The 18964-nt window shown below is 71.4% G+C and carries 14 protein-coding genes and 2 pseudogenes; 8 read left to right on the top strand and 8 right to left on the bottom strand.

The annotated features are described in order from the left end of the window. Positions 1–441: 441 nt before the first annotated feature. Together dnaB and ACFQ8C_RS12460 are read left to right on the top strand one after the other, a co-directional pair. Positions 442–1770, top strand: coding sequence for a replicative DNA helicase (gene dnaB / locus ACFQ8C_RS12465; protein WP_383455457.1), 1329 nt, complete (start codon positions 442–444; stop codon positions 1768–1770). A 13-nt stretch (positions 1771–1783) separates the two neighbouring features. Next, positions 1784–2566 carry a hypothetical protein gene (locus ACFQ8C_RS12460; protein WP_383455454.1) on the top strand — a complete coding sequence of 261 codons (783 nt, stop codon included), beginning with the start codon at positions 1784–1786 and terminating at the stop codon, positions 2564–2566. A 526-nt stretch (positions 2567–3092) separates the two neighbouring features. Here ACFQ8C_RS12460 and ACFQ8C_RS12455 read toward each other — a convergent pair. Both ACFQ8C_RS12455 and ACFQ8C_RS12450 read right to left on the bottom strand, forming a co-directional pair. Continuing rightward, positions 3093–3596, bottom strand: coding sequence for a GNAT family N-acetyltransferase (locus ACFQ8C_RS12455; protein ID WP_383455451.1), 504 nt, complete (start codon positions 3594–3596; stop codon positions 3093–3095). 276 nt (positions 3597–3872) lie between these two features. Further along, on the bottom strand, positions 3873–4229 hold the full coding sequence (locus tag ACFQ8C_RS12450; protein ID WP_383455448.1) for a DoxX family protein: 357 nt from the start codon (positions 4227–4229) through the stop codon (positions 3873–3875). A 107-nt stretch (positions 4230–4336) separates the two neighbouring features. On the opposite strand from ACFQ8C_RS12450, the gene ACFQ8C_RS12445 reads away from it, so the two are divergent. Together ACFQ8C_RS12445 and ACFQ8C_RS12440 are read left to right on the top strand one after the other, a co-directional pair. Next, positions 4337–5248 carry a LysR family transcriptional regulator gene (locus tag ACFQ8C_RS12445; RefSeq protein WP_383455445.1) on the top strand — a complete coding sequence of 304 codons (912 nt, stop codon included), beginning with the start codon at positions 4337–4339 and terminating at the stop codon, positions 5246–5248. Positions 5249–5476: 228 nt separating this feature from the next. After that, positions 5477–5731: a hypothetical protein gene (locus tag ACFQ8C_RS12440; RefSeq protein WP_383455442.1), complete on the top strand. Its 255-nt coding sequence runs from the start codon at positions 5477–5479 to the stop codon at positions 5729–5731. Between the two features lie 78 nt (positions 5732–5809). Here ACFQ8C_RS12440 and ACFQ8C_RS12435 read toward each other — a convergent pair whose 3' ends face one another. Together ACFQ8C_RS12435 and ACFQ8C_RS12430 are read right to left on the bottom strand one after the other, a co-directional pair. Next, complete coding sequence (locus tag ACFQ8C_RS12435) at positions 5810–6472, bottom strand: response regulator (protein WP_383455439.1); 663 nt, start codon at positions 6470–6472, stop codon at positions 5810–5812. Continuing rightward, positions 6447–7619: a sensor histidine kinase gene (locus ACFQ8C_RS12430; RefSeq protein ID WP_383455436.1), complete on the bottom strand. Its 1173-nt coding sequence runs from the start codon at positions 7617–7619 to the stop codon at positions 6447–6449. Before ACFQ8C_RS12430 ends, ACFQ8C_RS12435 begins: the two co-directional genes overlap by 26 nt. A 175-nt stretch (positions 7620–7794) precedes the next feature. On the opposite strand from ACFQ8C_RS12430, the pseudogene ACFQ8C_RS12425 reads away from it, so the two are divergent. Together ACFQ8C_RS12425 and ACFQ8C_RS12420 are read left to right on the top strand one after the other, a co-directional pair. Further along, positions 7795–8916 (top strand): annotated as a pseudogene (locus ACFQ8C_RS12425) (MMPL family transporter); the annotation flags it as partial. Between the two features lie 350 nt (positions 8917–9266). Next, positions 9267–10064, top strand: a complete 798-nt coding sequence (locus ACFQ8C_RS12420; protein WP_383455433.1) for an MMPL family transporter — start codon at positions 9267–9269, stop codon at positions 10062–10064. Positions 10065–10127: 63 nt separating this feature from the next. Here the strand turns inward: ACFQ8C_RS12420 and ACFQ8C_RS12415 are convergent. Then, positions 10128–10672: pseudogene (locus tag ACFQ8C_RS12415) on the bottom strand (ISAzo13 family transposase); the annotation flags it as partial. A 463-nt stretch (positions 10673–11135) separates the two neighbouring features. Between ACFQ8C_RS12415 and ACFQ8C_RS12410 the strand changes: the two are divergent. Then, positions 11136–13553 carry an MMPL family transporter gene (locus tag ACFQ8C_RS12410; RefSeq protein WP_383455430.1) on the top strand — a complete coding sequence of 806 codons (2418 nt, stop codon included), beginning with the start codon at positions 11136–11138 and terminating at the stop codon, positions 13551–13553. A gap of 502 nt (positions 13554–14055) precedes the next feature. Here the strand turns inward: ACFQ8C_RS12410 and ACFQ8C_RS12405 are convergent. After that, positions 14056–15006, bottom strand: coding sequence for a LysR family transcriptional regulator (locus ACFQ8C_RS12405; RefSeq protein ID WP_383455428.1), 951 nt, complete (start codon positions 15004–15006; stop codon positions 14056–14058). Between the two features lie 107 nt (positions 15007–15113). Here ACFQ8C_RS12405 and ACFQ8C_RS12400 point away from each other — a divergent pair, with 107 nt between their 5' ends. Beyond that, the gene (locus tag ACFQ8C_RS12400) at positions 15114–16040 is read left to right on the top strand and encodes a DMT family transporter (protein WP_383455425.1); all 927 of its coding nucleotides are present in this window, start codon (positions 15114–15116) and stop codon (positions 16038–16040) included. Positions 16041–16662: 622 nt separating this feature from the next. On the opposite strand, the gene ACFQ8C_RS12395 is transcribed toward ACFQ8C_RS12400, so the two are convergent. Further along, on the bottom strand, positions 16663–17697 hold the full coding sequence (locus tag ACFQ8C_RS12395) for an MASE1 domain-containing protein (RefSeq protein WP_383455423.1): 1035 nt from the start codon (positions 17695–17697) through the stop codon (positions 16663–16665). A gap of 139 nt (positions 17698–17836) precedes the next feature. Continuing rightward, positions 17837–18679 (bottom strand): PP2C family protein-serine/threonine phosphatase, encoded by an 843-nt coding sequence (locus tag ACFQ8C_RS12390; protein WP_383455420.1) that lies wholly within the window; start codon positions 18677–18679, stop codon positions 17837–17839. Positions 18680–18964: the final 285 nt, after the last annotated feature.

The raw sequence follows: 18964 nt of genomic DNA, 5'->3' as shown, positions 1-18964 counted from the left end.
TTTGCACCCGGGTCCGGGACAGGAGACCGAGGCCGTCAAGGGTCGACGAACGCGCCACCCGCCGCTTCCGCACCGCCGTACGACCACCGACCAAAACCGGCGTAGCCTCCGGCAGCTCCACCGTGCGGCGCACGAAGTCGACCACCGCCTCCGGATACTCCTCCGGCCTCGGGAACCGGCCGATCCGCTGGTACGACTTCAACGCCGGCAGCAGGGCCGGCTGATCTCCATCCGCTCCGCAGCCCACGCCGACCAGTCCCGTAGACGGCGCACATCGGCGCTCTCCAAGAACGAGACCGGTTCACGACACCATCTGAGCGGACATCAGCCACTCAACAGTCCGCAACCTCATGGCGCCGAGCCCCTGCGTCAGAGAGATCACTACGCTGACCCTCGGGGCAACACCGGCGGGGTCAGGCCCCGTTCCGTGAGGGGGGAACTGTGACCGACGACGACGTCGTACACGTCGACACCACAGCAGAGCGGGCCGTGCTCGGGGCGATGATGCTGTCGAAAGACTCCCTCGCAGACGTGGTCATGATCCTGGCACCACACGACTTCTACGACAGCCGCCACCAGAAGCTGTTCTCGGTCGTCCTCGACATGTTCGGCGCCGGCATACCCGCCGACCCCGCCGCGGTCGAAGCCGAACTTGCCCAACGGCATGAACTGGACACGGTCGGGCGCGGCATGGCACATGAGCTGGTGCGGGCATCCGGTGCAAGGCGGGACCCGACCGCGCTGGCCCACCGTGTGAGGGACGCGGCGATCCTGCGAGCCACTGTGGAAGCTGCCCGCAAGGCGGAGCGCCTGGTGACGGCCGCGGACATCGACGACGCCGACGAGGTCGTGAACGCAGCCCAGCAGGCCTTCTTCCAGGCAACCAGCCGGCACCAGCCCGCAGACCACGCCCAACCGCTCAGCGACGTCATGGAAGGCGCCCTCGACGAGATCGAAGCCATCGGCAGCCGGTTCGGAACCCTGCCCGGCATCCCTACCGGATTCACCGACCTCGACGCCCTCACCGGCGGCCTGATGCCCGGCCACCTGTCTGTCGTCGCCGCCAGGCCCGCCATGGGCAAATCCACCCTGGCCCTGGCCCTTCTCCGAAGCGCCTCCATCAAGCACGAAATCCCCAGCGTGCTGTTCAGCCTCCAGTCAGGCCGCAACGAGACCGCCATGCGCATCCTGTCCGCCGAGGCCCGCGTCGCCCTGCACCACATGCGCAGCGGCACGATGGACGACGAAGCATGGCGCCGCCTCGCCCGACGGATGCCCGACGTCTCCTCCGCCCCGCTCTACATCCAGGACGCCGGCTCACCGACCCTCCTCGACCTGCGGGCCCAATGCCGACGCCTGCGCATGCGCAACGGCGTCCGGCTCGTCGTGGTCGACTCCCTCCAGTCCCTCGACTACGGGACACGCCGCTTCAGCTCCCGCTACGAAGAGGTCTCCGAGATCGCCCGGGGCCTCAAAGCCCTCGCCAAGGAACTCGACATCACCGTCGTCGCTGTCTCCGACCTCACCCGCGGCCCGGAACAGCGCACCGACAAGAAGCCGATGATCAGCGACCTGCGTGACTCCGGCACCCTGGAGGAAACCGCCGACCTGGTCATCCTTCTCCACCGTGAGGACGCCTACGAGAAGGAGTCACCACGAGCCGGCGAAGCGGACTTCATCGTCGCCAAGCACCGGCACGGCCCCACCGCGACGATCACCGTGGCCTTCCAGGGGCACTACTCCCGGTTCGTCGACATGGCCCAGACCTGAAAGGAAGGCCGCAGTGCTCGACAATCTCGGTCGATACGACGGCGCGCACAGCGACTACTGCAAGACACACCTGTGCTGCCGCTGCCAGCAACGTCCCTGGACCACCCGCCTGGGCGACGAACGTCTCTGTGGGCTGTGCGCATCATGCTGCGTCTCGTGCGGCCGGGCGCCCGCGCCCCACCTCGAAGGACTGAACAACGGCGTCTGCGCCGAATGCCAGGGCCGGTGCGCCCGCTGCGGCAACCGGACCCCGGACACAGGCACCTGCACATGCCGCACCTGGAAGAAGGGGCCAGGAGGCGACCCCGTCGGCTTCGTCATGCAGGGATTTCCCCAGCCACTGCTCCAAGCCCTCGGCCACCGCCTTCCCCGCAGCCTGCCCGAGATCCTCTTCGACGAGCTCAGACACCGCACCCCCGCCCAGCTCCTCGCCCGGGTCGAACGCCGCTGGCACACCCGCTGGTCGCACGCGATCCACGAACGCGACGAGGACAACCGGCGGCGCTGGGCGCCCCAGGAGATCGCCGAGTTCCTCGTCGGCCGCGGCCCCTGCCAGAACCCGGCCTGCGAAGACGGCCACCTCATCCACGACGACATCCCCTGCAGCTACTGCCAGCAGCCCGAGCATCGCTTCGTTCCCGGCACCGCGACGGTCACCTCCACCAGTGAGCACGCCCGCAGAGCCGCGGCTCAAATCCGCCAAGCCCTCGTCGAGAACCGAACCGAACGCAAGAAACAGCCGGGTCTCCGCGGAGGAGCCGGCGCATGGCCGCGGAATCCCCGGCAGGACACATAACCAGCGGAACCACCACACATCAAGGACCGACGGATACCTGCTCCGCCGCCGCTACCGACCTCGAGGGGGAGACCAACGACCGGTCGTGAAGGGGATGCACGAGCCGTTGGACAGAGCTCGCACACCACGAAAGCGCCCGGGCACATCCATGCTGGTCCGGCGCACGGGGTACTCCCGACAGCGGATACGGCCCCGTGTGCGAAACCCCTGCCTCTTCCCCGTAGCGCCTTGCGCCCAAGCCCAGTCTGTTCAGCGACGAAGATCTCGGTGATCCCCACTGCCCCGGTGATCCCCACTGCCCCGGTGAAGTCCCTGCGCGGTGGACGCGCGCTGCTCGCGTTCGGCAAGACGATCACCTTGATGACGACCGTTCAAAGACAACAGGGCCTCCGGGAACCACTCGGAAGGGGATCGCACCCCCGAGCTACCTGGAGGCCCTGCTTTCACGCGCGGAAACCGCCGCAGTCACTCGGTCGAGACTCCCGTTCGATCGAGAGCCTTCGAGATCGGTACGTGCGCCAACCACTTACGTGTCGGGATGCTCCGGCAGGGCGAGCCAGTCCGACCAGGAGATCTCGCGGCCGAGGAAGCGCGGCTGCTCGAACGGCCAGTCGGCGGCGATCCACTGCGGCACCAGCGCGTCGAGGGCCTGCTCGACCTTGCCGCCCACCAGCTCGTCCACCACCCACCAGGAGATCTCGCCGTCCGCGCCGGCCCTCTCCGGTGGGTCGATGTAGACGCAGCCGAGCAGAGCTGTCTCCGCCGCGTCGAACAGCGCGTAGTTGAAGGACTGGTGCGCGGCGATCTCCTTCTCGTGCCGCAACAGGTCGGCCTGGTCGGCCTCGTAGGTCATGGTGGCCGCGGGCCAGCCCCAGGCCGGGCCGAAGACGGTCCACAGCCGCTCGCGCGAACCCATCACGGCCGGATAGTCGAGCGGGGTGTCCGCCTCCCGGATCGGCCGCAGGTGATGGCCACCGCCCGGCAGCGGTACCAGGACGGGGTGGACGAAGTCATCGGGAAGCCAGCTCATGGCGCCCGACCGTAGCAGCGCGCGGCCGTCCGCTCCCCCTGGATTTTGCCCGCAGACCGCCAGGCCCTGCTCACCTGCCGGGCAGGGCCCGCGATCACCCGGTCGAGACTCCCGATCGAGCCCGCCCCACATCCCGGTCAGTCGCTGACCGGTCCCGGCCCCGCTCCCGGCCCCGCTCCCGGCCCCGGCCCCGACCCCGGTCCCGGCCCGGTCCCGGTCCCTCGCCGCTCCCCGTAGGGACGGCGAGGGGCCGGGCCCGTACGGGGGAGTCCGCGCTCACTGCGCCCCGTGCACCGCGATGCCCAGGACGAGCACGGCGACCGACAGCGCCAGCAAGACGAGCGCCCCGCCGATCCGGAGGTCACCGACCCGCAGATGCGCACCGACCGCCCCGAGGAAGTACAGCACCAGCCCCACCCCCGCCGCCGTTCCGACCCACGGGACGGCGATCCCCGCCAGCAGCCCCGCCGAACCCGCCGCCAGACACGCCCCCAACGGCACCATCCACGTCCGCGGCACGCTCACCCGGTCCGCGATCGCGGCGATCGACGGGTGCCGGACGAAGTCCAGGCACGCGCCGTACGCGAGGACGGCGGCGGTGAGCACGGCGAGGACCACGTACACGGCGAACACGGAAACCTCCATGGCGAAGAGCCCGACAAGAGGGCGTTCGGCCCTGCTCACCACCCTCCCCGCACCCGCAGTTGCGGGTCCAATACCTGCATCCATAACCTGACGGCATGGATGTGGACACCCGGTTGCTCCGCTACTTCACCGCCGTCGCGCAAGAAGGCAACCTCACCCGCGCCGCGCAACGGCTGTTCATCTCCCAGCCGGCGCTCACCAAACAGATCCGGCAGCTGGAAACCCTCCTCGACGTACGGCTCTTCACCCGCTCCCGGGCCGGCATGACCCTCACCGGCCCAGGCCGCGCCCTCGCCGCCGGCGTCCCCGGCCTGCTCGCCGACTGGGACCGGGTGCGCCGCGAGACCCGGAGCGCGGCCTCGCGCGCCGCCCGCGTCCTGCGCGTCGGCTTCCTCGCCAGCGCCGCCAACGAACTCACCCCGCGCATCACCGCCGCGTTCGCCGCCAGCCGACCCGGCTGGCGCGTGGACATGCGCCAGGCACCGTGGTCGGACCCCACTGCCGGACTCGCCGCCGGGGACGTCGACGTCGCGCTGCTCCGGCTGCCCTTCCCCGGTCAGGACGGCCTGCGGACCGAAACGCTGCTGACCGAGGACCGGTGGGCCGTCCTGCCCGACGACCACCCCCTGGCCGGTCGCGCCGAGATCCCCTTCCCCGAACTGTGGGACGAACCCTTCGTCGCCGCCCCGCCCGAGACCGGCCCCTGGCACGACTACTGGCTGGCCGTCGACGCCCGCGAGGGTCGGCCCGTCCGCATCGGAGCCGTCACCGAGAACCCGGACGACTGGCTCACCGCCATCGCCAACGGCTACGGCATCGCCCTCGCCCCCGCGTCCGCCGCCCGCTTCTACCCGCGCCCCGGCATCGTCTACCGGCCCGTCACCGGCGTCGCTCCGACCAGCGTCGGCGTCGCCTGGCCGCCCGCCGCCGACACCGACCCCGCCGTCCAGGACTTCGTCCGCTGCTGCCTGGACCACTGCCATCCTCACCCGGACGGACAAAGCTGACGCACCACGCCGGAGCGAACGACACGCGCACCCGCGGGCCCATTCGCCTCCTCAGCCGGCGGCCCGGTGCGGGTACTGATGCACCCCACGAGAACGGGTTCTGGCCGGGGTTCCGTGCAGCAGTAATGGAGCGTCGCGCCTCGGGAGGCAGCTGCCTCGCTGGTCAGGGCTGGATCTGATCCGGCCCTACGAGGTTGGGGTGCTGATCGCGAACCGAGGAGAGCCGGCGTGCACGACAGACCGCGGAGGGAGGAAGCCCTCGACGAGTGGCTCGCCGCCATGGAGAGGCACCTCGAACCGCTGCTTGCTCGCAGGCCCTCCGAGATCGACGTGTACGAGGAGCCGGTACAGGTCGTCACGCCGGCAGGGCTCGCTTGCGCAGGAGATCGAAGCCGGCGAGGTAGCTGTCGGGAGTCTTGTCGTATCGGGTGTCTCACCGTCCCGGTTCCGGCCTCCTGGTACGTCACGCTCCGGGGCGGGTGAGGCACATGGAGCCGACGTGAGCCGACCGGTGCGCTGATGTCCGGGCGGGGACCCAGGGGACATGGCCCGGCACCCGGCTCAGGTTCCGGGGAGGATACGGCGCGTTTCGTAGGCCCACATCGCGATCTCGACCCGGTTGCGGGCGCCGAGTTTGGCCATCAGGCTCGCCAGATGCGTCTTCACCGTGCTGAGGCTGATGTGCAGCACGTCGGCGATCTCGGTGTTGGTCAGCCCGCGGGCGACGGCGAGGAGCACCTGCTCCTCGCGGGCGGTGACGGGGGAGACCGGCTGGGCCACGGGCCGGCCGGCGGGCAGGTCCGCGAACGCGTGGAGCAGACGGACGGTGACGCTGGGCGCGATGAGCGCCTCCCCGTCGGACGCCGACCGTACGGCCTGGGCCAGAAGGTCCGGTCCCGTGTCCTTGAGGAGGAATCCGCGGGCGCCGGCACGCAGCGCGCCGTAGACGTACTCGTCGAGGTCGAACGTGGTGATGACGACCACGGCCAGCGGATCGGCGACGCCCGGGCCGGCGACCGACCGGGTGGCCTCGAGCCCGTCGATCACGGGCATGCGGATGTCGAACAGGCAGACGTCGGGGCGCAGTTCGCGGGCCAGACGTACCGCTTCCCGCCCGTCGGCGGCCTCGCCGACCACCTCGATGTCGGGCTGGGCGTTCAGCATGATCCGCAGCCCGGTGCGGATGATGGTCTGGTCGTCAGCGACGAGGACGCGGATGGGCACCGCTCTCGGTCCTCCCTCTCGGCAGTTCGGCTTCGACATGCCAGCCCTGGTCGGCGCCGGGGCCGGCTTGTAGCGTGCCACCGAGCAGCGTCGCGCGCTCGCGCAGTCCGGTGAGTCCGTATCCGGCACGGCCTCGGCCGGTGCGGTGGCCGTTGTCGCGCACGCTCACCCGTACCGTGTGTCGGTCCGCGGTGACCCGGACGACGACCTCGGTCGCGTCGACCGCATGGCGCATGGCGTTGGTCACCGACTCCTGCACAATGCGGTAGACGGCCGCGTCCACGGCCGGGGGCAGCGTGTCCAGTTCGCCGTCGAGACCCAGGTCGACCCTGAGGCGACCACCCGGGGTGCGCACCAGGCGCTCCAGATCCGCGACACCGGCAGGCGGCGCCAGCTCGGCGCCGGCCCCGCGGTCGCGCAGCGCGGCGACCATGGCGCGCATTTCCTCCAGCGTGCGCGCCCCTTCCTCCTCGACCCCCTCCAGCGCCTCGACGGCGGCGGACGGGTCGGTGCCCGCGAGCACCCGGCCCGCCTGGGCGCTGATCACCATGGCCGAAACGTGGTGGGCCACCGTGTCGTGCAGTTCCCGGGCGAGCTGCTCACGCTCGCGGGAACGTACCTGCTCCAACTGCCGCTCGCGAGCGGTCCCCCAGAACCGCACGGCGGCCCCGATCAAGCCGGGCAGCGACAGGAAGACGAAGCCCCCGACCTGTTCGGCGGCCGGGATGTCGTCCGCGACGACCCCCAGCGCGAAGGCCGTGAGGATCACCGCGCTACCCAGCACGATCTCCCGTCCCGATCCCCACCGGGGCAGCGCGTACACCAGCACGAGCACGACCATGCCGGTGTCCAGGCCGACGTGCTCGCCCGGTGCGGCGACCAGCGAGGCCAGCTGGAGCAGGATCACCGAGCCGAACCCCAGCGTGACCATCGCCAGTGGGCAGGTCCGGCGCCACAGGGGCAGCAGGCACGTACAGACGGCGAACACCACCACCACCGGCCGCCACACGACGTTCTCGCGCAGCGTGGCCTCCAGCACCACGGCGACCAGGCTCACGGCGAGCAGCGCCCAGTCCCGCCACACCCGGGCGGGCGCGTCGGGCGGCCGGGGTTCGGTCCACAGGGTTCGCAGGTCGTCTCGCAGCACGGTTCTCAGCTTAGGGGCCGCGCCGTGCCGCGCATCGGCCGAAAGGACGGGGTGTCCCTCGGCCCCGGGGCCGACGGATCCGCGGCCCGCGAGCCGATGCCACGGAGCGCCGCGGCGACGAACCTCGGCATCGGAGGCCGTACAAGGACGGCCGACGAGGTGGTTGGAGGACCCGATGCTCTCGAAAGCCCTGTTGCGCCTGGGCACAAGCGCCGCCCGCCATCCCTGGCGGGTGATCGCGGCATGGCTGATCGCCGCCACGCTCGCCGTCCTCGCCGCGATCGCCGTCGGCGGGCGGACCGCGGACTCGATGACCGCTCCGGGACTGGACTCCCAACGGGCCGCGCAACTGATCGAGCGGGCCGGCACCGGCCAGGAGGGCATGACCGCCCAAGTGGTCGTCACCCCCCTCGACGGCGGTGCGACGTTCTTCGGCCACGACAGCGCGCGCACCGCTCTCACGCGACTGCAGACCGAGGTGCGGCGGCTGCCGCACGTGCTCGGCACGAGCGACCCGGCGGGGGCACTCACGGCAGGCGGGGACGCCACCGTGCGCGGCGGCCTTGTCTCGGCCGACGGGCGGATCGCCGTCGTCCGGGTGCAGTACCCCGACCAGAGCCGGCTGTCGGCCGAAGACCTCGACGCCCTCGTCGCACTCGGCGACCGGCTGCGCGCCGAGCTGCCCCTGCGCATCGAGATGGGCGGGAACCTCTTCTACGCCTTCTCCGACCCCGACGGCGGCACGAGCGAGCTGATCGGGCTCCTCGCCGCGGCCACGATCCTGTTCCTCGCGTTCGGTTCACTCGTCGCCGCCGCGCTGCCGATCGGCATGGCGGTCTTCGGGCTGACCGTCGGGGTCGCCACGATGACGGTACTGGCGGGAGTGACGGACGTCCCGACCTTCGCCCCCGTCCTGGGCAGCATGGTCGGGCTCGGAGTGGGCATCGACTACGCGCTGTTCGTGCTCGCCAGACACCGGGAGTACCTCGCGCGCGGGCTCGACCCCCGCGAGGCGGCGGGGCGAGCGGTGGCCACGGCGGGGAGGCCCGTGGTCTTCGCCGGCGGCACCGTCGTCGTGTCGATCCTCGGCCTGGCGGTCGCGAACGTACCGTTCATGACGGTGGGCGGGCTCGCCGTCTCGATCGTCGTTCTGACCATGGTGGTCGCGTCGGTGACGCTCCTGCCGGCCTTCCTCGGTGCCGCCGGCCCACGCCTGGCCCGGGCGGGCCGGATCGGCCGGGCTCTGCGGACCGGGAAGCCGGGCCGACTCGCACGGCGGCGGGCCCCGGCGGCAGGTGCCGCCCACGCCGCAGGGTGGCGTCGCTGGATCGGGCACGTCAGCCGGCACCCGGTGCCGTACGCGGTCGGCGCGGCGGGGCTGCTGCTGACCGCGACGCTGCCCGTGCTCGGCCTGCGCGTCGGCCTGCCCGACGACGGCTCGCTGCCCCACAGCCGTACCGAGCGCCGGGCCTACGACCTCGTCGCCGAGGGGTTCGGCCCGGGCACCAACGGTCCCCTCGTCATCGCCGCGGACCCCACCGGTGATCCGGGAGTGCTGACCGACTCGTCGGGGCGGTCGCGGCGGATCCGGGCATCGCGTCCGTCGCGCCGACGCGCGTCGATCGGGCCACCGGCATCGCGACCCTCGTGGTGTTCCCGACCACCAGCCCTCAGGACAAGGCCACGGCCGACACCATCGCCCGGCTGCGCACCGACGTGCTGCCCACGGCGATCGGGCACGGCCCGGCCGAGGCGCACGTCGGCGGCGCCGCCGCGAGCCTGTCCGACGTGGGCCAACGCACCAGCCAACGCCTGCCGGCGTTCGTCGCCGCCGTGCTGGCGATGTCGTTCCTGCTGCTGATGCTGGCCTTCCGCTCGGTCCTCGTACCGCTCAAGGCGGTACTGCTGAACCTGCTGAGCATCGGCGCGGCCTACGGGATCATGGTCGCGGTCTTCCAGTGGGGCTGGGGAGGCGCGCTCATCGGGCTGGAAGCGACGGTTCCGATCGTCTCGTTCATCCCGATGTTCCTCTTCGCCATCCTGTTCGGCCTGTCGATGGACTACGAGGTGTTCCTCCTCTCCCGCGTACGCGAGGAGTACCAGCGCACCGGCGACAACCGCACGGCGATCGTCGAGGGCGTCTCGGGCACCGCCCGGATCATCACCTCGGCCGCCCTCATCATGGTGGCGGTCTTCCTGTCCTTCGCCGTCGCCGAGGACCCCTCCACCAAGATGTTCGGGCTCGGCCTGGCCACCGCGATCTTCATCGACGCCACGGTCGTACGCATGGTGCTGGTACCGGCGACCATGACACTCCTCGGCCGGACCAACTGGTGGCTGCCGAAGTGGCTGGACCGGATGCTTCCCGGCGGCCCGGTCGGCACCGACGGCACCGATGCGGAATCCACGGGTGAGGCCCCGCGTCCACGGCTGGCCGACCGTTGACCCGACTCCTGCCCGCCCTTGGCGTCCGGCACCTCGGCGCGTCACCTAAGGGCTTGCAGATCGTCAACACGTCGTCTTGATCTTGCTGCTGGCTTTGCTGCCGACTTTGCCGCTCCGAGCGAGAACCCGAGTGTGGACGACCGCGAGGGCGGCTGGCGGGGGAGCGGTGGGTGGGATGGCGATGCCATGCGCCTTGAGCACCCTCCTGATCTTCAGGAGGGTGCGGTGCATGGCTGTGCGGCTGCTGCCGAGGAGTACGGCGAGGGGCTCCGCGGCCGGATCGACGCGCAGGTGGAGCACTGCGGCCAGGACCTGGTCAGGGAAGGCCGGCAGGGACGGGCGGCCGCGCTGTGTGTCCCCGTCCGGTGTCCGAGTCTGGACCAGGTCGTGCAGCTGGTCCGGGGACGTCCCGGTCAGCGCGGGCTCGGACAGCAGGACCGGAGCCCACTCCGGCGCGCACGGTTCCGGAGTCCGGGCCGCCGGGATGGCCGGGCCGGCTGGGGACGCAGGACGTGGTTCCAGTCGCCGCCGTGGAAGCCACGGCGGGGCAGCGGCAGCGCCGCCATCTCCGCGTCATCGATCCGTACTCCGGTCGGGTCGGTGCTGGTGCCGTTCCGCAGGTAGTCGACCCATGCCGCCTTCACACGGCGGCGTCCGAATGCGTGGACCACCGGCTCAACGAACCAGCGGCAGGAGCTGGGATCCGGGTCGTACACGGCTGCAGCCATCAACGGGGCGAACAACTCCTCCGGTTTGCCTTCATTCCCCCTTGACCAACGCCACGAGACGGCATTTCCCTGTCGCCGGACTCGATTTGCCGTGCGGCCCGAAGGGCGAATCGGAGAGTGAAGCCAGCCGTCTTCTTCTGCTCGGATCAAGATTTTCCTTCAAGGCGTTACGGGAAACCGCAGGGTCCTCGTTACGGGAAACCGCAGGGTCAGGACTGCGGAAAGCCGGTCCTACCCAGGCGGTTTGCCTCGTGTCCCCGCCCTCCGCCCATGAATAGCGTTCCACTCGTCGCAGAACGGCAGCCGCCCCGGCGGTTTCCGCAGCAAGGGGAGGAAACAGAAGGTGCGAAAGAAACCGGCAACGGTACGGATCGCGCGATGGAGCGCCACGCATCCGTGGTCCGCCATCGGCCTGTGGGTGGTCTTCGTCGCGCTGTGTCTCTTCTTGGGCGGAGCCGCCGGCGCGAACAAGATCAGCGACGAGGAGTCGGGAGTCGGCGAGTCCGGCCGGGCGGGCCGGATCACTGCCTCGGGGCACTTCCTCGAGAAGCCCGAGGAGAACGTCCTCATCAGCGCCGCGAACGGCGGGAAGCTCGACGTCGCCACCGCGCGGAAGGCCGCCGAGGAACTCGCCGGGAAGATGAAGGCCCTGCCCGAGGTGGAGAGCGTCGGCACCGCCTTCCCCTCTCCCGACGGCAAGGCCCTGCTGCTCCCCGTGACCATGAAGGGCGACACCGAGAACGCCGACACGCGGGTCCAGCCGCTGCTCGACGCGAGCGCGGCGACCGAGAAGGCCCACGAGGGCATCAGGATCGACCAGATCGGCACCGGATCCACCGCCCAGGGGCTCGGCGAGACCCTGGGCGAGGACTTCAAGAAGGCCGAGCTGATCAGCCTTCCGCTGACCCTGCTGATCCTGCTCGTCGTCTTCGGCGCGGTCATCGCCGCCGGTGTGCCGGTGCTGCTGGCCATGTCCTGTGTCGGCGCCGCGATCGGGCTGTCGACCCTGGCCTCGCACGTCCTGCCCGAGACCAGCGCGGTCAGCAACGTCATCCTGCTCATGGGCATGGCCGTCGGCGTCGACTACTCGCTCTTCTACCTCAAGCGGGAGCGGGAGGAACGTCACAAGGGCGCCTCGCACCTGCACGCCATCGAGATCGCCGCCGAGACCTCCGGCCACACCGTCGTCGTCTCCGGCACGACCGTCGTCGTCTCCATGGCCGGCCTCTACCTCGCCCAGGAGGCCACCTTCGCCTCCCTGGCCACCGGGTCGATCATCGTCGTGGCCGTCGCCGTCCTGGCCTCGCTGACCGTACTCCCCGCGCTCCTCGCCAAGCTCGGCCGCTGGGTCGACCGGCCGAAGGTCCCGCTCCTCTGGCGGCTCACGATGCGCTCCGACGAGTCCCGGCTCTGGCCCGTGCTGCTGCGCCCCGCCCTCGTACGGCCCGTGCTCACCCTCGTGGTCTCCGTCGGCGCCCTGCTCGCCCTCGCCCTGCCCGCCCTGGACATGAAGCTGAAGCAGCCCGGCTCCGACGACCTGTCACGCGACATCCCGGTCGTCCAGGCCATGGACCGGCTGACCTCCGCCTTCCCCAGCAAGGGCACCGTGCACCAGGTGGCCGTGCGGGCCCCCGCCGAGAAGGCCGATGAGGTCGAGACCGCGCTCAAGACCCTGCTGAGCCGCACCGAGGGCCAGGAGCTGTTCGCCCACGACCGGACGCCGACGATCCGCGCGTCCGCCGACAAGCGCGTGCACACCGTCGCCGTCGGCACCCCGCACTCGCCGAAGAGCGACGGGGCGCGGAAGTCCCTCGAACTGCTGCGGGCCTGGGTGCCCGAGGCGATCGCACCCGTCCAGGACGCCGAGGGCGCCGTCGGCGGCAAAGTCGCCCAGGGGGTCGACTTCACCGGCCACCTGGAGGACCGGATGCCGTGGGTGGTCGGCTTCATCCTGCTGCTGACCTTCGCCACCATGGTCGTCATCTTTCGCTCTCTCGCCGTGGCACTCTCCGCGATCCTCCTCAACCTGCTGTCGGCGGCCGCCTCCTTCGGTGCCCTCGTCGCGGTGTTCCAGAACACCTGGGCGGAGGGCCTGCTCGACTTCCACAGCTCCGGGGCGGTCGTCTCCTGGCTCCCGCTCTTCCTCTTCGTCGTGCTGTTCGGCCTCTCGATGGACTACCACGTGTTCGTCGTGAGCCGGATCCGGGAGGCCGCCCTCGACGGGGCGAACGTCCGCGACGCCGTCCGGGACGGCATCACCCGCTCCGCCGGCGTCGTGACCAGTGCGGCGATCGTCATGGTGGCCGTGTTCGCGGTCTTCGGCACCCTCAGCATGGTGGAGTTCAAGCAGCTGGGCGTGGGCCTGGCGGCGGCGATCCTGCTGGACGCCGTGGTGATCCGCATCTTCGTCCTGCCGGCCCTGATGACGGCCCTCGGCCGGTGGAACTGGTGGCCGGGCAACCTGGACTCCGCCCGCCGCGGCCGGCACGCGACCGGCTCCGACGAGACCCGGCAGCTGCGCCTCCCGCCGCCGGTACCGGCCGGCGCGACGCAGTACGGCCAGCGGCCGTCCTATGGCCAGGGTTCCGGTTACGGCCAGGAGTTCGGCGGCCAGGAGCAAAGCTCCTCCCGGGAACAGGCGTACGCGCCCCGACAGCACCACCAGTCGTACGCCCAGGAGGACCCGTACGGCCCGCCGCAGGGCTGGACCCAGCAGGAGCAGCAGGGCCACGACGGCCGCCCCGACCTCCACCAGCGGTAGGCGGGTCCCTCAGCGCTGTCCCGGCTCGCGAGCGGTTGCGGCGCCGGGGTGCAGTGCACGACGGCCGTCTCGCACACCTCCGCGTCCACGCTCAGCGCGTCCCCCTCGGCCTGGTCCGCGAACAGGCCCCAGCGCAGTTTCGTCGCCGTCCACTCGCCGATGTACCGGCAGCGCGAGCGCGAGTCCGGGAGTGACGGCATCCACTGCGCTGGGTCCTGGTCGGCCTTCGACCTTCTTGGGCACGTGTCCCCTCCATCCCTGAAGGCTCACAACGGAGCGGCAGAGAAGTCGGAACGGTTCAACCGGAGGCGGCTGCCTGTCCGGCCGCTGCTGCGGGTGCGGCCAGTACCCGTAGAAGTTGCCGTCCTCGTCCTGGGAGAACTCTTCCCACCGCTCGTCGAACACGGATGAATCCTCTCGATGCCCGTCATGACGACTCGGAGTCCAGGAAGGGTTTCCGACGACCGGTGCACCGCACCGCACCGCACCGCACCGCGTCGCTTCAGCTGCTGCTCCGGTTACGCGGGGCCGCGCGCCCTTCGGCCTCCGGCGTCGTCCGTCCTGCCCCGGCCGACTCGCGGAAGGCGTCGAAGAGCGTGCGCAGGACGGGCTGTTCCAGAGAACCGGCCCGGATCACGGCGTGGATCGCCCTGACCGGCTCGGGGTGCCTGACGCGGCGGACCGCGACGCCGGGGTGACGGGCGCTCAGTCCGAGCCGGGGGACGAGACTGACGCCGAGGCCGGCGGCGACGAAGCCCTGTGCGGTGGCGTAGTCCTGCGACGTGGCCGCGAAGTCCGGACTGAAGCCTGCCGCGGCGCAGGCGTCGGTGACCGGGGCGAGGCAGGGGCCGGGGGGCTCGCTTCGGACCCAGGGTTCACCGGCGAGATCGGCGAGGTCGAGCACGCGCTTGGGAGCGAGCGGATGCCCGGCGGGCAGCACCGCGCGGTACGGGTCGTCGAGCAGGTGCACGACCTGGAGGCCCTGCCGGGGCGCGTCGGCCGGCGGCCGGACGACCAGGGCCAGGTCGGCGTCGCCTCGGTACACCTCCGCCGCCGCGTCGTCAGGATCCGCCAGCCGCGGGTCGATCGTGACCGCCGGGTGCTCGCGGCGCACGCGGGCCAGGGCGGGCGCCAGCAGGGTCGGCCCGACGGAGGCGAAGTAGCGGACGGTCAGCCGGCCCTCGCGCCCGGCGCGCAGATCGGCGAGCGCGGTCTCGGCCTCGGCGAGGTGCTCGCTGATGACGGCCGTGTACCGGGTGAGCAGCAGCCCGGCCTCTGTGGGCCGTACTCCCCGGCCGACCCGTTCGAGCAGCGCGGTCCCCGCCTCCTTCTCCAGGGCCGCGATCTGCTGGCTGATCGCGGAGGGGGTGTAGCCGAGATGCGCGGCCGCCGCCGTCACCGAGCCGCTGGTGATCACGGCGCGCAGGACCTGCATGCGTCTCACGTCCATCATGCAGCACAGCTTAAAAGAAGTGCAGAATCTTTTTCTTGTCCTTCCGAGAAGGGTGCGGCAGCGTTCATGTCCACGGGACCGATCAGGAGGCAGCGGTGAACGGCGTCATGGACAGAAGTCGGACAGGGGTGCGCATCGGCGTGCTCGCCCTGCTCTGGGGCTCGACCTTCCTCTGGATCGAGGTGGCCCTGGAGGCGCTGACACCGGTGCAGGTGACGTTCGGCCGGTGCCTGCTCGGGGCGGTCACCCTGCTGGCCCTCTGCCTGCTCTCCGGCCGACGGCTGCCCCGCGGCCCGGCCGTCTGGGGCCGGATCGTCGTCGCCGCCTTCTTCTGCAACGCCCTGCCGTTTGCTCTCTTCAGCTTCGGGCAGCAGGGCATCGACTCCGGCGTCGCCGGCGTCCTGAACGCCACGACCCCTCTGTGGTCCCTGCTCCTCGGCACGGCCGTCGGCACCGAAGGTGGTCTGCGGCCGGCGCGGGTGGCCGGCCTGCTGCTGGGATTCGCCGGGGTGGTGCTTATTTTGGCGCCGTGGCAGGCCGGCGAGTCGGGTGGCTGGGGAGCCGTCGCCATCGTCGGCGCGGCGGCCGGCTACGCGGTCGGTTTCCTGTTCATGAGCCGCCACCTGGTCGGTAGGGGCATCCCGACCCTCGCGCTGTCCGCGGCGCAGCTCACCGCCGCGACCGTCCTCACCGCGCCGACCCTGGCGGCGGGCGGCCTGACACCGATCGAGATCACCCCGAGACAGCTGATCGCCACGGTGATCCTCGGCGTCGTCGCCACCGGTGTCACCTTCCACCTCACCTACCGGAACATCGCGGCCGAAGGCGCCACCCACACGGCCACCGTCGGCTACCTGCTGCCCGTGGTCTCCGTGGCCCTCGGCGCCGTCGTCCTCCACGAGGACTTCAGTCTCCGGATCGCCCTGGGGATGGCGGTCGTCCTCACCGGCGTCGCCCTGACCCGCCGGTCGACGCCGGCCGGCCTTCCGCCGGCCCGTCCTCTCTCCCGGCAGGAACAAGACGTACGGCGGTGACAGCGGAGGCAAACAGCCGCCCAGGGCGAAGCGGTCCCACTGCCCGCGCCCGCCGGTGTCCGGACCGGCCTGCTCCTCGCGGTGGGCCTCGGCCCCGACCGACGACGGTGACGACTACGACGCCGAGATGGTGCGCCGGGCCGCCAGAGCCGCCGTACGCCCTTTTGCCGGCGCGGAACGGACCGCCCTCACGGTGCCGGACCTGACCGGTGGGGCCACGGAGGCGGCAGCCCTGGGCGCCCTGCCGGGGCCCATGAGTCCACCCCCTGCCGCACCGGTGGTCGGGAGCGCGTACGACCGGGGCGCGCTGCTCGACCCGTACCGTTTGCTCGCCCAGCCGCCCGGTCGGCCAGCCGCCCAGCCGCCCAGCCGCCCGGTCGGCCAGGGCGAACGCGGCAAACCGGGGCTGAGATCCGCGGATGCCCGCCGCAGCACGGCTCCTGATCCCGGTTCCTGAACCGACATCGACACCGACACCGACACCGGATCCGACGTCGCTCCTGTTCGACCGCCGCCCACGCGACGTCAGGAACCTCCCTGCCCCCGCCCTCGCCCCCCGGACCAACGCCCCGACCGTGAGTGCCGCAGCCACCGTTGAGCGGATCCGTCGCGGACGCGGGGGTCACGGATCCCGGTGTCCGCCGGGTGGGGCTGCCCGGCTCTCGGTGGGGTCGGGCGGGGGCCCGGTGGGCGGACCCGGCGAGGGCTCGCCCGCCGCGAGGTGCTCCAGGACCTCCGCCAGTTCCTCGCAGGCGCGGCGCACCGAACGGCGGGTCGCACGCTGCTCGGTGATGACGGAGGCGAGGAGCAGGGCGGTCAGGGCGGCGGAGCCGTTGAACATCTGGAGCTTGACCATGATCTCGACGTCCGACAGGTGGAAGAACGCGCCCCGGTCGGAGGTCGCCTCGATGGTGGCGAACACGGACGCGAAGAGCGCGCACAGCACGCTGCCGGCGAGCTGGAAGCGGAGCGCTGCCCAGACCAGCAGGGGGAAGACGAGGAAGAGCAGGCTCATCGGGCTGAGCACGGCCAGGGGGACGAGGGCCAGGGCCGTCAGCCCCAGAAAGGCCGCCTCCTTCCAGCGCCGTATCCGGAACCGTACGGCCGGCCCCGCGAGTACGAGCAGGAGCGGAGCGACGAGCAGCACCCCCATCGTGTCGCCCGCCCACCAGGCCAGCCACACGGCCCAGAACTCGCTCCTGTCCAGGGAGCCTGTCACCACCTGCAGTCCGACCCCCGCGGTCGCGCTGATCAGCATGGCGCCGAACCCGCCGAGGAAGACCAGTGAGAGTCCGTCCCGCAGCCGCGCCATGTCGAGCCGGAAGCCGACCCGTCTCAGCAGCAGGAAGGAGCAGAGCGGCGCGACGGTGTTGCTCACCACGGTGACCACTGTGGTGGGCCCAGGGGTGGTGAGGGAGGCGATGACGAGGAAGGAGCCGAGGGCGATCCCGGGCCAGACCCGCGTGCCGAACAACAGCAGGGCGGCGACGGCGACGCCGGTGGGCGGCCAGATGGGGGTGGCCACCACGTCTTCGACGACGAGGCGGCCCAGCAGGCCGAGCCGTCCGGCCGCGTAGTAGCAGACCGCCACGGCCAGCGAAATCAGAGCCGCCTCGGTAAAGGGCCGGAACTGTCGAATAACCAACACGCCAGCCATCAGACACCGGCCGGGCCGCCACGACCGGGCAAGGACCCCTGCGTGTCGGGCGCCGCCGTACGACACGAGTCCGGACTGGCCCGAGGTCTGGCCCGAGGTCTGGCCCGAACCGGGCAGGCCGACCCGGGGCGAGCCCCCTCTACCTCTCGACCGTCGACTGGGCCGGACCGCCGTCATGGCCGACGACCAGGACGGCCGCGTCGTCCTCGTGCCCCACCGTGGCCGCCAACTTCATGACGGCGGTGGCGAGCGCGTCGACGTCCAGCCCGGCGACAGCGGTGATCCCGGCGAGCCGTATCACCCGGTCCAGACCGTCGTCGAGAGGGAGCGAGGGTCCCTCCACCACCCCGTCGGTCAGGAGGACGAAGACACCGCTGGTGGTGAGCCGGTGGAGCGTGGCGGGGTAGTCGACACCGCGGAACACACCAAGCGGAGGCCCGCCCTCACCGTCGTCGATGCCGGAGCGGCCGTCGGTGGTGGCCCAGATGTGGGGGATGTGACCGGCCCGGGCGCACTCCAGGGTGCCGGCAACGGGGTCGAGCCGCAGGAAGGTACAGGTGGCGAAGAGGTCGGCGCCCAAAGAGATCAACAGGTCGTTGGTGCGGCCGAGCAGCTCTCCCGGGTCTCCGGTGACGGAGGCCAGCGCGCGCAGTGCCACGCGGACCTGTCCCATGAAGGCGGCGGCCTCGATGTTGTGCCCCTGCACGTCACCGATGGACATGCCGATCTGCCCGCCGGGCAGGGGAAAGGCGTCGTACCAGTCACCGCCGACGTTGAGCCCGTGGGTGGCGGGCTCATAGCGGACGGCCAGCCGGGCGCCCGGAAAACTGGGAAGGTCCCGGGGCAGCATGCCGCGCTGCAAGGCCACGGCCAGCTCGACACGGGAACGCTGCGTCTCGGCCAGCTCCCGTGCCCTGGCGGTCAGCGACCCGAGCCGGACCAGAAGGTCCTCGCTGCTGTCGGCCGGCCGTCTGCGGAACATCGATCACTCCGCCGTCACGATAATCCTCGCATCAGTCCGTTCCGTCTCCAGCGCGCAGGACCATAGGGGACCACTTCGATAGGACAGTTCCTTCCCCACTCTGCCCGCAGGGCACGACGCCCGCATCTCATCGACCCCGCGCCCCGCCCCGAAGGCGGTCGTCGCCTGCGGCGAGGTCTTGGGGCACCGGGACGGCCGACCCGTTCTGCGCCATGACGACCGGCCGCGGCGAGAGCTGAACCGAGGGTGACCGAGAGCCGGCCCGGTGGAACGACCGGGCGGCCT

This window comes from Streptomyces sp. NPDC056503 (genome assembly GCF_042794995.1).
In the GTDB taxonomy this organism is placed as follows: Bacteria; Actinomycetota; Actinomycetes; order Streptomycetales; family Streptomycetaceae; genus Streptomyces.
Note: the sequence above shows the minus strand (reverse complement) of the source record. Positions and strands in the feature narration are given on the sequence as shown.